Genomic DNA, 13,513 nt, shown 5'->3' with positions numbered 1-13,513 from the left:
ACCGAGCATTGTTGGTGCTATGCCGATCCGCCGCGTCCTCGCCCTTGCCGCCGCCGCCCTCGTGGTCGGGGCGGCGAGCGCCTGCGCCGCGAAGGCGAGCGGCTCCAGCGACAGCCGGGTCGACGTGGTGACCGCCTTCTACCCCCTGCAGTACCTGGCCGAGCGGATCGGCGGCGACGCGGTCCGGGTCAGCCAGCTGACCAAGCCCGGCGCGGAGCCGCACGACGTGGAGCTCAGCCCCCGCCAGGTCGCCCGCATCGACGACGCCGGGCTGGTCGTCTACCTCCGGGGGTTTCAGCCCGAGGTCGACAAGGCCGTCGACATGGAGGCGAAGGACCGGGCGTTCGACGCCGGCACGGCGGTCGGCCTGCTGGCCGCCGAGGAGCACGAGCACGAGCCCGGCGAGGACGAGCACGCCGAGGCCGCCGGCGGCACCGACCCGCACGTCTGGCTCGACCCGGTGCGCTACTCGGCCATCGCGGACCGGCTCGCCGGGCGGCTCGCTGAGGTCGATCCCGCGCACGCGAGCGCGTACGCGGAGCGGGCCCGGACGCTGCACGCCGAGCTGGACAAGCTCAACGACGAGTACGCGACGCAGCTGACGAGCTGCCGGCTGCACGAGATCGTCACGAGCCACGCCGCCTTCCGCTACCTCGCCGACCGGTACGGCCTCACCGAGATCGGCATCACCGGCGTCTCCCCCGAGGCGGAGCCCTCGCCGCAACGCCTCGTGCACGTCGCGGAGCAGGCCCGCGCCACCGGCACCACCACGATCTTCTTCGAGACGCTGGTCAGCCCCAAGGTCGCCGACACGATCGCCCGCGAGGTCGGCGCCCGGACAGCCGTACTGGACCCGCTCGAAGGCGTGAGCGAGCCCGGCGCCGACTACTTCTCGGTCATGCGCGCCAACCTGACCGCCCTCACCACCGCCCTGGAGTGTGCCGCGTGACCGCCGTCGCAGTTCGCCACGCCGCCGTCGCGTACAGCGGCCGCACAGTCCTGCGCGACGTCACGCTCGAGGTCGGCACCGGGCAGGTCGTCGCGATCCTCGGTGCCAACGGCTCCGGCAAGTCGACCCTGGTCCGCACGGTCCTCGGCCTGGTCCCGCTGGCATCCGGCGAGATCGACCTCTTCGGTACGCCGCAGCGCCGCTTCCGCCAATGGGCCCGGATCGGCTACGTCCCGCAGCGGATGGGCGCGGGCAGCGGCGTGCCGGCCACCGTCGGCGAGGTGGTGGCCTCGGGGCGGCTCGCCCGCCGCGGCATCTTCCGGCCGCCGGGCGCCGCCGACCGGGCCGCGGTCCGCGCCGCGCTGGAGGACGTCGGGCTGCTCGACCGGATCGCCGACCCGGTCGCCACCCTCTCCGGCGGACAGCAGCAGCGCACGCTCATCGCCCGCGCCCTGGCCGGACGCCCGGACCTGCTGGTGCTCGACGAGCCGACCGCCGGTGTCGACGCGGCGAGCCAGGACGCGTTCGCGGCCGCCCTGAGCCGCTTCGGCGCGGACGGCGGCACGATCCTGCTGGTGGCACACGAGCTCGGCCCGCTGGAGCCGCTCATCGACAAGGCCGTCGTCGTGCACGACGGGCGGATCGCGTACGAGGGAGCGGTCCCCGAGCCGGCCGGCCACCACGCCGAACCGGGACACGACCACGTCCACCCGCACGCACAGCCGGAACCACCCGGCATCTGCGTCGCCCCCACGGATCGGATGCCGGCGAATTAGATGGACCTCTTTCAGCACGACTTCATGCTCCGGGCGCTCGTCGGCGCGCTGGTGATCGGGCTGGCCGCCCCGGCGCTCGGCATCTATCTCGTGCAGCGCCGGCTGTCGCTGATCGGCGACGGCATCGGTCACGTCGCGCTGACCGGCGTCGGCGTGGGGCTGCTGCTGCACCGCTCCCCCGTCATCACCGCGGTCGTGGTGTCGGTGCTCGGTGCCATCGCCGTGGAGCTGGTGCGCGAGCGTGGGCGTACCTCCGGCGATCTGGCCCTTGCCCTGCTCTTCTACGGCGGCATCGCGGGCGGTGTGGTGCTCGTCGGCCTGTCGAAGGACAGCGGGAACGCCAACCTCATGCAGTTCCTGTTCGGCTCGCTGATCACCACGTCCCGGCAGGACCTGACGGTCATCGCCATCCTCGGCGTCGCCGTGCTCGCCGCGATGCTGGGGCTGCGGCCGGCCCTGTTCGCCGTCTGCAACGACGAGGAGTACGCGAAGGTCTCCGGGCTTCCCGTGCGTACCCTCAACCTCCTGATGGCCGCGACCACGGCCGTGACCGTCACGATCGCCATGCGCACCGTCGGCCTGTTGCTCGTCAGCGCGCTGATGGTGGTTCCCGTGGCCGCGGCTCAGCAGGTCACGCGCGGTTTCCGGGGCACGATGGCGACGGCGATGGGCATCGGGATCACCGCCGCGGCGGCCGGGGTGTGGGTGGCCGGGGAGGCCGGCACCGCACCCGGCGCGACCATCGTCATCCTGGCGATCGCCGCGTTCCTGGGCCTGGCCGTCGGTGCCTCCGTCTGGCGGACACTGCGCGGACGCATCGGCGCCGAGCGACCCGGCGACCGCGCGGAGCCCCCGGACGTCGTGCTGGAGGAGGTCACGTCTTGAGCGCAGCGGTGAGGCTACGACCGGGACCACGACGGTGGATGAGCGCCGATCCGCGGAGCGGAGGCTGGCATTGAGTGCGGATGCCGTGCCGGGGCAGACGGCCGGTTATGAGGCGTACGAGGGGGCGGCCGAGCTGCTGCGGGCCCTCTCCGCGCCGATCCGCGTGGCGATCGTCGCGGAGCTGGGCGGCGGCGAGCGCTGCGTGCACGAGCTGGTCGAGAAGCTGGGCGCGCCCCAGCCGCTGGTCTCCCAGCATCTGCGGGTGCTGCGCGGCGCCGGGGTGGTCCGGGGCGCTCGCAGTGGACGCGAGATCGCATACTCACTCGTGGACGAACACGTCGCCCACATCGTCGCCGACGCCGTCAGCCACTCGAGGGAGGTTTCATGACCGACGAAGGAACGATCGTCCGCAACACCCGGCAGCGTACGGCGGTCCGCGACCTCCTCGCCGACTGCGAGGGCTTCCACAGCGCCCAGGACCTGCACGCCATCCTGCGGGAACGCGGCGAGCGGGTCGGTCTGACCACGGTCTACCGCACGCTGCAGGGCCTGGCCGACGCGGGCGAGATCGACGTGATGCGGCCGCCCGGCGGGGAACACCTCTACCGCCGGTGCAGCCAGGGTCATCACCACCATCTCGTCTGCCGGTCCTGCGGGCGTACGGTCGAGGTGGAGGGTCCCGCGGTGGAGACGTGGGCGGAGCGCGTCGCCGGCAAGCACGGCTTCATCGACGTCTCGCACACCATGGAGATCTTCGGTACGTGCCCGGAGTGCGCAGCCAAGCGCGCCTGACCGCAGCGTGGGATCCTGTCGCGCGTGAAGATGTACGCCGACCGGCTGCCCACTGCCGTACGCCAGCTGCTCACCGACATCCTCGTGGTGATCTGGGTCTACGCCTGGATCAGGGCCGGGATGTGGGTGCACGACACGGTCCAGAAGCTGGGCGTGCCGGGGCAGAAGCTCGAGGCGGCCGGCACCGGCATCGCCGGGAACCTTCAGGACATCGGCGGCCGGGTCGGCCGGGTGCCGCTGGTGGGCGACGAGCTCACGTCGCCGTTCTCCAGCGCGGCCGGCGCGGCGAACAATCTCGCCGAGGCGGGCCGGCAGCAGCAGGAGATCGTCGGCGATCTGGCGCTGACGCTGGCGCTGCTGATCGCCGCGGTGCCGCTGGCACTGGTGCTCTTCCTGTGGCTGCCGCTGCGGCTGCGCTGGATGCGCCGCGCCGGGGTCGCGGCCCGGGTACGCGACGAGCCGGCCGGCCGCGACCTGCTCGCATTGCGGGCGCTGGCGTCCCGCCCCCTGGACCAGTTGACGAAGCTGGGGCCGGACATCGCGCAGTCGTGGCGCAACGGCGACGCGGCCGCGGTCGACGCGCTCGCCGCGCTGGAGCTCAGGGACCTGGGTCTCAGGCCCGCGAAGGCACGTTAGGCTCGGCCGCCTCGTCGGCGAAGTCCTCGTCCTCCTCCTCGGCGTCCTCGTCCAGCCAGTTGCGCCGGGCGAACGGGATGGCGGCCCAGAACGTCACGAAGTACGCGCCGGTCACCACGGTCAGGACCACCGCCACCCAGAAGGTCAGCAGGTAGTCGGTGATCAGCAGGACGCTGCTCACCATGGAGATCAGCATGAAGGCGAGGCCGCCCGTCGCCATCCGGTGCGCGTAGCGGACGAGCTCCGGCTTGCGGCCCTGGCGGAACAGGGCGCGGTGGAACGCCACCGGCGAAATGATCATCGCGGTGGCGAAGGCCGCGGAGATGAGAGCGACGAGGTACGTGTCCTTCTGGAACGGCGTCACCTTCGGGAAACCGTTGCTGAAGGGCAGGGTGAGCAGGAAGGCGAACAGGATCTGCACGCCGGTCTGCGCGACGCGGAGCTCCTGCAGCAGGTCCGCGAAGTTGCGGTCCCAGCGCTGTTTCTCCGTCTCGTTCTTCATCCGGCGCTTCTCGGCGGCCATCCGGTGGTCTCCTCCCCGTCACCTGCGCGCCGCATTCCCGTAACGGCGGAGCGTCAAACGCCGATGCGCGCCAGGGTGACGTCGGCCAGCGCCTGCGGCGCCTCCTCCGGCACCCAGTGGCCGATGCCGCGCAAGGTGACCAGGCGGTAGTCGGCCGCGATCCAGCTCTCCGTCGCCAGCGCGGCCGGCTTGCCGACGACCGGGTCGCCGTCGCTCCAGACGTACGTCGTGGGCACGGTGATCTTGCCGACGTCCGCGAGCTGGCCGCGGGACAGCGCCCGGTACCAGTTCAGGGCCCCGGTGAGCCGCCCCGGCTCGGCCATCGCCCGGGCGTAGAGGGCGGCGCGGGGTCCGATCGCGCGCATCATCTGCCGCAGGACCGCGCCGTCGCGGGCGAGCAGCAGCCGCTCGGCGAAGGGCGCCCGGAAGATCCCCATGTACGCGAACCGCAGTTTCTGGGTCGGCTGGTTGTTCAGCGCCACGGCCAGGGCGCGCGGGTGCGGGACGGAGATCGCGGTGAGCGTACGGACGCGATCCGGGTGGCGGGCGGCGAGCAGCCACGCCACCTGGGCACCCCAGTCGTGGCCGACGACGTGCGCCCGGTCCACGCCGAGCGCGTCCAGGACGGCGACCGCGTCGGCCTCCGCCTCGGCCAGCCGGTAATCGGCGACCGGGGCCGGGCGCGCCCCCGGCGAGTAGCCGCGCTGATCCATCGCGTACGTCCGCAGCCCCGCCGCGTGCAGCCGCGGCAGGATCAGGTCGAACTCGCGATGGTCCTGCGGGAAGCCGTGCAGCAGGAGCACCGGGGCGCCGTCCTGCGGCCCGCCAGCGACCACGTCGAAGGTGAGCCCACGCGCCTTGACCTCCATGTGATGCCTCCCCAGCTGTTCCATACACCCGTCCGGTGTTAGCGTCATCGAAACACACACCATGTAATGAAATTTGTTCGCGACGGTGGAGATGCAGTGCATCGCCTCCGCGATCCGAGGGTCACGGTAGGTCGCGAACAAACTTCACCGACAGGGGAGCGCACAGCGCTGAGAGTGCGGTGGAAGCCGCAGACCCTCGAACCTGATCTGGGTAATGCCAGCGCAGGGAGCTCGGTCTTCTCCAGCCGCGCCACGTCCGGGCTTGCCTCGGTGCGTGGCGTGCGTCTCCTCCCGGTGCCTCTGGGAGGGATACATATGAAAAGCACGTACCGCTGGCGCACGATCGACATCGTGATCGCCTCGACCATCGCCGTGGCGTTCGGCGTCGTCTTCTGGGCCTGGAACATCCTCTGGGGCGCCACGGAAAGCGCGTTCAGCTTCTTCCCGCCCGCACAGACCCTGCTGTACGGCGTCTGGCTGATGCCCGCCGTGCTCGCCGGGTTGATCATCCGCAAGCCGGGCGCCTCGCTCTACACCGAGACCGTCGCCGCGATCATCTCCGCCCTGCTCGGCGCGCAGTGGGGCGCCATGGTCATCCCGCAGGGCCTGGTCCAGGGCCTGGGCGCCGAGCTGGCCTTCGCGCTGTTGCTCTACCGCTCGTGGAAGCTGCCGGCCGCCCTGCTCGCAGGGGCCCTCACCGGCCTCAGCGCCGCCCTGTTCGACTTCTTCGCCTGGAACGCCGCCTACGACCTGTGGGACTACCGGATCCCGTACGCGCTGCTCACGATCGTCAGCAGCACGATCGTCGCGGGTGCGGGCAGCTGGGCACTGACCCGGGCGCTGGCCCCGACGGGCGTCCTCGACCGGTTCGCGGCCGGCCGGGACCGGGCGCTGGTCTGACGTGGCGGAGGTCGTCCTGCGGGACTTCGGCTGGCGCCACGCGGGGCGCCGGTCGTGGGCGATCCGCGGCGTCGACCTGCACATCCGGCACGGCGAGCGGGTGCTCCTGCTCGGGCCCTCCGGGGCGGGCAAGAGCACCCTGCTCGCCGCGCTCGCCGGCCTGCTGCCCGAGGACTCCGGCGAGTCCGAGGGCACGGCCGAGATCGACGGGCTGGATCCGCGCAAGAGCCGCGAGGGAGTGGGCCTGCTGTTCCAGGACCCGCAGACCCAGCTGGTGATGGCCCGCAGCGGCGACGACGTCGCGTTCGGCCTCGAGAACCGGGGCGTACCGGCGGCCGAGATCTGGCCCCGGGTCAGCGACGCCCTCGACCGCGTCGGGTTCCCGTACCCGATCACCCGCCGGACCGATGCCCTCTCCGGCGGCGAGCAGCAACGCCTGGCCCTGGCCGGCGTCCTGGCCCTGCGCCCCGGCCTGCTGCTGCTCGACGAGCCGACCGCCAACCTGGACCCCGCGGGCGGCGACCTGGTGCGGGAGGCGATCGCCCGGGCCCACGACCGCGACACCACCCTCGTCCTCGTCGAGCACCGGGTGGAGCAGGCCCTGCCCCTGGTGGACCGGGTGGTGGTGCTCGCGCCGGGCGGCGGCATCGCCGCCGACGGCGCCCCCGAGGTCGTCTTCGCCGGTCACGGTCCGTCGCTGGCCGGGCAGGGGGTCTGGGTGCCGGGCTTCCCGCTGCCCCGCCATCCGGCCGTCGCGGCTCCGGCGGATTCCCTGGTACGCGCGGAAGCGGTCGCCGTGCGCCATCGCCTGCCCCGCGTGGACCTCGAAGCACGGGCGGGCGAGGCGCTCGCGGTAACCGGCCCGAACGGCGCCGGCAAGTCGACCCTGGCCCTCGTGCTGGGCGGGCTGCTCACCCCGACGTCGGGCCGGGTGACCGCGTTCGATGACCCCCGGCCCCCGCACCGCTGGCGCGCGGCGAAACTGACGCAACGGATCGGTTCCGTCTTCCAGAACCCGGAACACCAGTTCGTCACCTCCCGCGTCGCCGACGAACTCGCCCTGGGCCCGCGCCGCCTGGGCCGCCCCGCCGCCGAGATCCGGGCCATCGTGGACGATCTGCTGGGCCGGCTGCGGCTGACGGCTCTGGCCGGCGCCAACCCGTACACGCTCTCCGGTGGTGAGGCCCGCCGCCTCAGCGTGGCGACGGCCCTGGCCACCGCGCCCCGCCTGCTCGTCCTCGACGAGCCGACCTTCGGCCAGGACCGCGGCACCTGGATCGACCTGGTGGCCCTGCTGGCGCGGCTGCGCGACGAGGGGCACGGCATCGTGGCGGTAACCCACGACGACGCCTTCGTGGCCGCCGTCGCCGGGCGCGTCCACGAGCTGGCGCCGGTGCGGCGATGACCCTCGCCCTCGAGCCGGTCGCCGACCCGGCGGCCCCGCTGGCCCGGCGCAACCCGGTGGCGAAGCTGGGAGCGGCGCTGCTGTTCTCGCTGCCGCTGATCGCCACCCTCGACCCCCTGACGCCCGCCCTCGGCCTCGCGGTGGAACTGGCGCTGCTGCCGTTCTTCGGCGTCCGCTACCGCGTGCTCGCCCGGCGGGCCTGGCCGCTCACCCTCGCCGCGGGCGGCATCCTGGTCACGATGGTGCTGTTCGCCGCCGACCGCACCGGCTCCCTGCTCGTGTCGCTCGGCCCGTTCGCGATCACCACGGGCGTCGTGTCGGCCGCGCTCGGCCTGGTGCTCCGCATCTTCGCCGTGGCGCTGCCCGGCATCGTCGTCTTCGCCACCACCGACCCGACCGACCTGGCCGACGCGCTGGTGCAGAACGCCAAGGCACCGGCGCGGTTCGCGATCGGCGCGCTGGCGGCCTTCCGCCTGATCCCGCTGCTCACCGAGGAATGGCAGATGCTCGCCCTGGCCCGCCGGGCCCGCGGCATCGACGCCGGACGCAACCCCCTGGCGAAGCTCCGGCTCTTCGGGTCGACGACGTTCGCCCTGCTGGTAGGCGCGCTGCGCCGGGGCGGCCGGCTGGCGACGGCGATGGACGCGCGGGGCTTCGACTCGGGCGTACCCCGCACGTACGCACGGCGCCAGCGCTTCGGAGCGGCGGACACGGCCCTGCTGGCGGGCGCGGCCCTGCTCTCCGCGGCGGCGCTGACGACCAGCATCCTCACCGGATTCTTCACCCCGATCCTGGGCTGACGCCGGTGATGCCCCACACGAGCCGGTCCAGCCCCGCTTCCTCGCGGACGCTGGCCGTGAACTCGACGCGGTGGTGGCCGCGCAGGAAGACGAGGTCCTCGGGCACCTCCTTGACCCCGGGCAGCAGGACGGGGATCACCGGCATCCCGTTCTCGAGGAACGGGGCCATCTCCCGGCGCCCCCAGCGTCCCAGCCCCCGGGCGCCTATGAAGACGGCCGCGGCGCCCACCTGGCGGATCGCCGACTGGATCACGTCGTGGTACGGCGAGCCCGGCTGGATCTGCTCGGCGTCGACCCACGGGTAGATCCCGCGCCGGCGCAGCTGCGCGCACACCTCGAGGACAAGGGCCTTGTCGGCCGAGTCGTGCACCATGAAGACGTCGAACCGGTTCGCCGCGATCTTCGGCAGCAGCGCGTCGGCCACCTCCGGCGCCGGCTCCCGCACCGGTGGTGGCAGCCGGTGCCGCAGGGCGCGCACCTCCTCCCGGGCACGTGGCCACTCCTCGTGGGCGGCACGGTCCTCGTCGGTGGCCGCCCGGAGTCTCCGTCTCGCCGCGTCCGCCACCGGTTTCCGGGGCCAGGGTGGCGCCATGTCCGCGGCCTCGGGCAGGCTCATCCGCGTCCGCACCGCAATGACGTCCGGGTCCGATCGGTACGGGTACACGATCTGCTGCACAGCGGCGTCGTACTCGTCCAGGGCGGCGGTGAGCCGCGGGATCGCGGACAGGTCGGCGAAGCGCGGCATGGCGTCGAGCTGCGCGAGCCGGTTCTCGAACTCCGTGCGTACGGCCTCAAGGGTCGTCTCCAGCGCCGCAACGGCGGCACGGCGATCGTTCGCCGTGGACAACCGCCGCAGCTCGCCGCGCAGCGCCTCGCAGACGAGGTCCCGATACTCGGTCGTCCGGCGCGCATACTCCGCGGCGCCCTGGCGGCGATCCCGACGGTAGGCCGCCTCCTCGGCCTCGACCCGTTCCCGCAGCCGGGGCGTCGCGGCCACGAACGCGTCGAACGAGTCCTGGTCGCTGGTGGCGCCCGGCGGCAGGATCTCCGCGAACGTCAGGTCGGCCACCCAGGCCGGCGCGGTACGCCGCAGCTCACCCAGCCGCCGCACCAGGTCGTCGGCGAGGCCGGCGGCGCCGGGCGGCAGACCGGCCAGCACCCGGCCGGCGGTCACGGCAGGATCCCCCGCGACGGACAGCGGTCCGAGCGCCGCGCGGAAGGCCGCATAGTCGGCGGCGACCTGCGAGCGCCGGAACCAGGCCTTCGACACGAGGCGCATCGCCGACCGGCGCCACCAGCCGGCCAGCTCGACCCGCGGCGAGACATCGCCGGGCGGCTCCGGGAGCGCGGCGACCGCCTCCCGCAACAGCTCTGCGGTGTCCCGGCCGAGCGGGGCCGGCGACTGCCGTTCGAGACGCCGGATCACCTTACGGATGCCGTCGGGATCCTCGCGGCCGGCCAGCTTCCCGGTCAGCGCCTCCAGCGACGCGGCGGCCCGGTCCTGAGCGTCGAACGCCGCGAACCGCCGTACGGCCGTCTGGAGGCGTCCCCGCAGTCGCCAGGGCACGTCGCTCGCCGAGGCCATGGCCACGACCTCGGCTGCGCCCCGCGACGGCAGGGCTCGCAGCAGCCCGGTGATCTGATCCAGGGCGCGGACGTCGGACAGGCGTTCATGCCGCCAGTCCCGTACGGACCGCAGCGAGGCATCCGCCTGGCCGGCGAGCTCCCAGATCTCGTCCTCGGTCGACCGCCAGCGCTCGATCACATCGCGGTTGAGCTCGTAGTAGCCGTCGATCCAGGAGCGGACCCGGGCGTACACGTCCGCGGCGCTCCGGTCGCCGAAGGGCAGTACGTGCACGTCGGGCGCCCCCACGTCGGCGAAGAGCAGCAGGCCGGGCACATGCCGCCCGACGCCCAGCCGCTGCGCGAACTGGAGCGCCAGCCGGGAACCCGGGATGGCGGCCGACGCGTCGGCTTCGGCGCCGACCCGGCGCGCGATGTCGTCGAGCCCGTCGAACGGGACCAGGGCCGGCGGTCGCAGATCCCGCCAGCCGTCGCGCTCGAAGTCCAGGCGGACCGGCGCGGCCAGCCGCCGGAGGACACGGCCCAGCAGACCCGGCCCGCCCCGCGAGGTGTCGAGGTACGCCTGGTGGGCCAGCCCGGCGAACTGCCCGTCCGGCAGATCCGAGAAGAACACGAACCGCACCCGGTCGGCCGTGCGCACACACAGGTCGACCGCGTACCCGCCGAGGAACTCGCGGCAGACCGGCGAGCTGTCGTTGAGGACCAGGATGGTCCAGTTGAAACGGTCCGTCAGTTCGTCCACGTCGCCGATGCGGAACACGTAACGGTAGGCGTCGTCGGCCGACGGAGCACGGAAGCCCATACGGCAGCGAAACAGCCGACCGTCGGGACTGTCAACGACACCGGCCGTGCCACCATGGGCGCCATGCTGGTTGCCTTCTCCGTCACGCCCCTCGGCGTCTCCGAGTCCGTCGGCGATCTCGTCGCCGAGGCCGTCCGGGTGGTGCGGGCCTCGGGCCTGCCGAACCGTACCGATGCCATGTTCACCACCGTCGAAGGCGAATGGGACGAGGTCATGGCCGTCGTCAAGCAGGCCGTGGACGTGGTCGCGGCGCAGGCGCCGCGGGTCAGCGTGACCCTGAAGGCCGATGTACGCCCCGGCGTGACGGGCGCGCTGGACGCGAAGGTGGAGCACGTCGAGCGGCGGCTGGCCGAAGGGTGAGACGGCTGGTCATGTGGGACATCGACTACACCCTGCTGCGGGGTGGCGGTGTCGCCGCGAGCGCCTGGAAGGCCGCGTTCACCGAGGTCACCGGGCTGGCTTGGCGGGCCACGCCGAGCTTCGGGGGTCGTACGGACCTGGACATCTGCGCCGAGGTCTTCGCGGCGCACGGGGTCACCGACTGCACGCCCGAACGGTTCTTCGCACGCTACGTCGAGCAGGTGCACGCGTCGCGGCATCTCTTCGCCGAGCAGGGCGCGCTGCTGCCGGGCGTCCGGGCGGTGCTCGACCAGCTGGGCACCCGCGAGGACGTCGTGCAGACCCTGGTCACCGGCAACGTGCCGCAGGTCGCGGCCGCCAAGATCGCGGCCTTCGGCCTGGCCGGGGCGTTCGATGCGGAGATCGGCGGTTACGGCACCGACGACAGCGTACGGGCGACCCTGGTGCGCCGATGCCTGCAGCGCGCCGAGGCGAAGTACGGCGAGACGTTCCGGCCCGTCGTCATCGGCGACACGGCCCACGACGTGACGGCGGCTCTGGCCAACGACGCACTGGCCGTCGGGGTGGCGACCGGCGGGACGACCATGGCGGAGCTGGCGCTCGCGGGGGCTCACGTCGTCCTGGCGGACCTGTCCGATGAAGAGGCCGCCCTGGCCGCCATCATGTCTGACGAGGTGCCCAGCTCTCACCGATCGTCAGCTACTCAGCCCTCACCGCGAGCGCGGCGGCGCCCGACCTGAGCGGGCTACGCCGGGCGCAGGTGCGGCGGGAAGCCCGTCCAGCGCAGCTCCGGCGGCAGGTGGACCATGTCGTTGAAGAGCACCAGGGCCGGCGGCCGCTCATGGGTGTAGCGGATCACCGTCAGCGCGCAGTTGGCCGCGTGGAGGCCGAGCCAGCGTTCGGGCGGGGCGCCCAGCGCGTCCCGGACGAACCACGCGACCAGAAAGGCGTGCGTGACGATCAGCTCGTGCGTCTCGGTGTCGGCCGGCCGGGCGAACCGGGCCAGCGCCTCGGCGGCCAGGCGCGGACCCTCCGCGAGCTCCTCCGCGGTCCAGCCCTGCAGTGTGGGCGGGAGCGGATCCGGGGCGTACGGGACGTAGTCGCCCACAACCTCGGACGGCACGCCCGGATGGCCGAGAACGGCGGCGGTCTCGACGGCGCGCTGGAGCGGGCTGTGGGTGACGGACGCCAGCGGTACGCCCGCCAGGCGCCCGGCCAGCAGCTCGGCCTGTTCACGGCCCGCGTCGGTCAGCCCCGCCCCCTCGACGGCGTCGCCGTGCCGCGCGAGGTAGACGTAGCGGGCCGTCACTGCGGGGCGACAGGGTTGGGGATCGCACCTCCGAAACGGCGGTCGCGCTGGGCGTAGAGCTCGCACGCGTACCAGAGGTGGCGGCGGTCGAAGTCGGGCCAGAGCGTGTCGAGGAAGACCAGCTCGGCGTAGGCCGACTGCCACAGCAGATAGTTGGACGTGCGCTGCTCGCCGGACGGGCGCAGGAACATGTCCACCTCGGGCACCTCGGGGTGGTAGAGGTACTTCTGGACGGTCTTCTCGTTGACCTTGTCCGGCCGCAGCTTGCCGGCCGCCACATCACGGGCGATGGCCGCCGCGGCGTCGGCGATCTCGGCCTGGCCGCCGTAGTTGACGCAGAACTGCAGGGTCAGGGTCTTGTTGCCGCGCGACATCTCCTCGGCCGTCTGCAGCTCGGAGATGACGCTCTTCCACAGCCGCCCGGCCCGGCCCGACCAGACCACGCGCACCCCGAGGTCGACCAGCTGGTCGCGGCGGCGGCGGATCACGTCGCGGTTGAAGCCCATCAGGAAGCGGACCTCCTCGGGCGACCGCTTCCAGTTCTCCGTGGAGAACGCGTATGCCGAGAGGTACGGGATGCCGAGCTCGATCGCGCCCTCGATGGTGTCGAAGAGCGAGAACTCCCCCTGCTCGTGCCCCTTGGTGCGGGACAGCCCGCGCTCCTTGGCCCAGCGGCCGTTGCCGTCCATCACGAGCGCCACGTGCTTCGGGATCGCCTCCTTCGGCAACGCCGGCGGCCGGGCGCCGGAGATGTGCGGGGTGGGCGGACGTGTCACTGGGAGATCTCCCGTCGATCGGTGGCGGGCATGCGGTCAGCAGCTGACGATTCGCCGGCGGCCGAGAGGTGGTCGGCCGGCGGCCGATCGCCGGCGTCAGGAAAGCGCGGGCCCGGCGGCTCCCCCGCCCCGAGATTGCGCGGGACA

General features: G+C 73.0%; 16 protein-coding genes and 1 riboswitch. Of the genes, 11 read left to right on the top strand and 5 right to left on the bottom strand.

Annotated elements, in window-relative coordinates:
• The first annotated feature begins 19 nt into the window (after positions 1-19).
• From ACIBO8_RS05940 to ACIBO8_RS05915, 6 genes are all read left to right on the top strand, one after another.
• Positions 20-949, top strand: coding sequence for a metal ABC transporter substrate-binding protein (locus ACIBO8_RS05940; RefSeq protein ID WP_396113994.1), 930 nt, complete (start codon positions 20-22; stop codon positions 947-949).
• Positions 946-1,725 (top strand): metal ABC transporter ATP-binding protein, encoded by a 780-nt coding sequence (locus ACIBO8_RS05935; RefSeq protein WP_396113993.1) that lies wholly within the window; start codon positions 946-948, stop codon positions 1,723-1,725. The genes ACIBO8_RS05940 and ACIBO8_RS05935 overlap by 4 nt, the downstream gene beginning before the upstream one ends.
• Positions 1,726-2,610 (top strand): metal ABC transporter permease, encoded by an 885-nt coding sequence (locus ACIBO8_RS05930; protein ID WP_396113992.1) that lies wholly within the window; start codon positions 1,726-1,728, stop codon positions 2,608-2,610.
• Between the two features lie 70 nt (positions 2,611-2,680).
• Positions 2,681-2,998, top strand: a complete 318-nt coding sequence (locus ACIBO8_RS05925) for an ArsR/SmtB family transcription factor (protein ID WP_396113991.1) — start codon at positions 2,681-2,683, stop codon at positions 2,996-2,998.
• Entirely contained in the window at positions 2,995-3,402 is a 408-nt protein-coding gene (locus tag ACIBO8_RS05920; protein WP_396113990.1) for a Fur family transcriptional regulator, read from the top strand. Before ACIBO8_RS05925 ends, ACIBO8_RS05920 begins: the two co-directional genes overlap by 4 nt.
• Before the next feature lie 30 nt (positions 3,403-3,432).
• The gene (locus tag ACIBO8_RS05915) at positions 3,433-4,038 is read left to right on the top strand and encodes a hypothetical protein (protein ID WP_396114730.1); all 606 of its coding nucleotides are present in this window, start codon (positions 3,433-3,435) and stop codon (positions 4,036-4,038) included.
• Here the strand turns inward: ACIBO8_RS05915 and ACIBO8_RS05910 are convergent.
• Together ACIBO8_RS05910 and ACIBO8_RS05905 are read right to left on the bottom strand one after the other, a co-directional pair.
• Positions 4,016-4,561 (bottom strand): DUF6328 family protein, encoded by a 546-nt coding sequence (locus tag ACIBO8_RS05910; protein ID WP_396113989.1) that lies wholly within the window; start codon positions 4,559-4,561, stop codon positions 4,016-4,018. The genes ACIBO8_RS05915 and ACIBO8_RS05910 overlap by 23 nt on opposite strands.
• Positions 4,562-4,614: 53 nt before the next feature.
• On the bottom strand, positions 4,615-5,430 hold the full coding sequence (locus ACIBO8_RS05905) for an alpha/beta fold hydrolase (RefSeq protein WP_396113988.1): 816 nt from the start codon (positions 5,428-5,430) through the stop codon (positions 4,615-4,617).
• 142 nt (positions 5,431-5,572) lie between these two features.
• Positions 5,573-5,677: riboswitch (TPP riboswitch) on the top strand.
• A gap of 68 nt (positions 5,678-5,745) precedes the next feature.
• On the opposite strand from ACIBO8_RS05905, the gene ACIBO8_RS05900 reads away from it, so the two are divergent.
• Genes ACIBO8_RS05900 through ACIBO8_RS05890 form a run of 3 tightly spaced genes read left to right on the top strand, consistent with a single transcriptional unit; the run spans position 5,746 to position 8,535 of the window.
• A complete protein-coding gene (locus tag ACIBO8_RS05900; RefSeq protein ID WP_396113987.1) occupies positions 5,746-6,330 on the top strand; it encodes an ECF transporter S component in 585 nt (194 codons plus the stop codon).
• Between the two features lies 1 nt (position 6,331).
• Positions 6,332-7,735 carry an ABC transporter ATP-binding protein gene (locus ACIBO8_RS05895; protein ID WP_396113986.1) on the top strand — a complete coding sequence of 468 codons (1,404 nt, stop codon included), beginning with the start codon at positions 6,332-6,334 and terminating at the stop codon, positions 7,733-7,735.
• On the top strand, positions 7,732-8,535 hold the full coding sequence (locus tag ACIBO8_RS05890; protein WP_396113985.1) for an energy-coupling factor transporter transmembrane component T family protein: 804 nt from the start codon (positions 7,732-7,734) through the stop codon (positions 8,533-8,535). Before ACIBO8_RS05895 ends, ACIBO8_RS05890 begins: the two co-directional genes overlap by 4 nt.
• Here the strand turns inward: ACIBO8_RS05890 and ACIBO8_RS05885 are convergent.
• Positions 8,516-10,921 carry a TIR domain-containing protein gene (locus tag ACIBO8_RS05885; protein ID WP_396113984.1) on the bottom strand — a complete coding sequence of 802 codons (2,406 nt, stop codon included), beginning with the start codon at positions 10,919-10,921 and terminating at the stop codon, positions 8,516-8,518. The two genes, ACIBO8_RS05890 and ACIBO8_RS05885, sit on opposite strands and share 20 nt — an antisense overlap.
• A gap of 63 nt (positions 10,922-10,984) precedes the next feature.
• Here ACIBO8_RS05885 and ACIBO8_RS05880 point away from each other — a divergent pair, with 63 nt between their 5' ends.
• Entirely contained in the window at positions 10,985-11,281 is a 297-nt protein-coding gene (locus tag ACIBO8_RS05880; RefSeq protein WP_396113983.1) for an MTH1187 family thiamine-binding protein, read from the top strand.
• Complete coding sequence (locus ACIBO8_RS05875; protein ID WP_396113982.1) at positions 11,278-12,021, top strand: HAD family hydrolase; 744 nt, start codon at positions 11,278-11,280, stop codon at positions 12,019-12,021. The genes ACIBO8_RS05880 and ACIBO8_RS05875 overlap by 4 nt, the downstream gene beginning before the upstream one ends.
• A gap of 5 nt (positions 12,022-12,026) precedes the next feature.
• Here the strand turns inward: ACIBO8_RS05875 and ACIBO8_RS05870 are convergent, their stop codons facing one another.
• Both ACIBO8_RS05870 and ACIBO8_RS05865 read right to left on the bottom strand, forming a co-directional pair.
• The gene (locus tag ACIBO8_RS05870; RefSeq protein ID WP_396113981.1) at positions 12,027-12,590 is read right to left on the bottom strand and encodes a histidine phosphatase family protein; all 564 of its coding nucleotides are present in this window, start codon (positions 12,588-12,590) and stop codon (positions 12,027-12,029) included.
• Positions 12,587-13,366 (bottom strand): isoprenyl transferase, encoded by a 780-nt coding sequence (locus ACIBO8_RS05865; RefSeq protein WP_396113980.1) that lies wholly within the window; start codon positions 13,364-13,366, stop codon positions 12,587-12,589. The genes ACIBO8_RS05870 and ACIBO8_RS05865 overlap by 4 nt, the downstream gene beginning before the upstream one ends.
• Positions 13,367-13,513: the final 147 nt, after the last annotated feature.

Source organism: Actinoplanes sp. NPDC049681 (genome assembly GCF_044465265.1).
GTDB lineage: Bacteria > Actinomycetota > Actinomycetes > Mycobacteriales > Micromonosporaceae > Actinoplanes.
The sequence above is the reverse complement of the archived record's forward strand: the minus strand, read 5'-3'. Positions and strand labels throughout refer to the sequence as shown.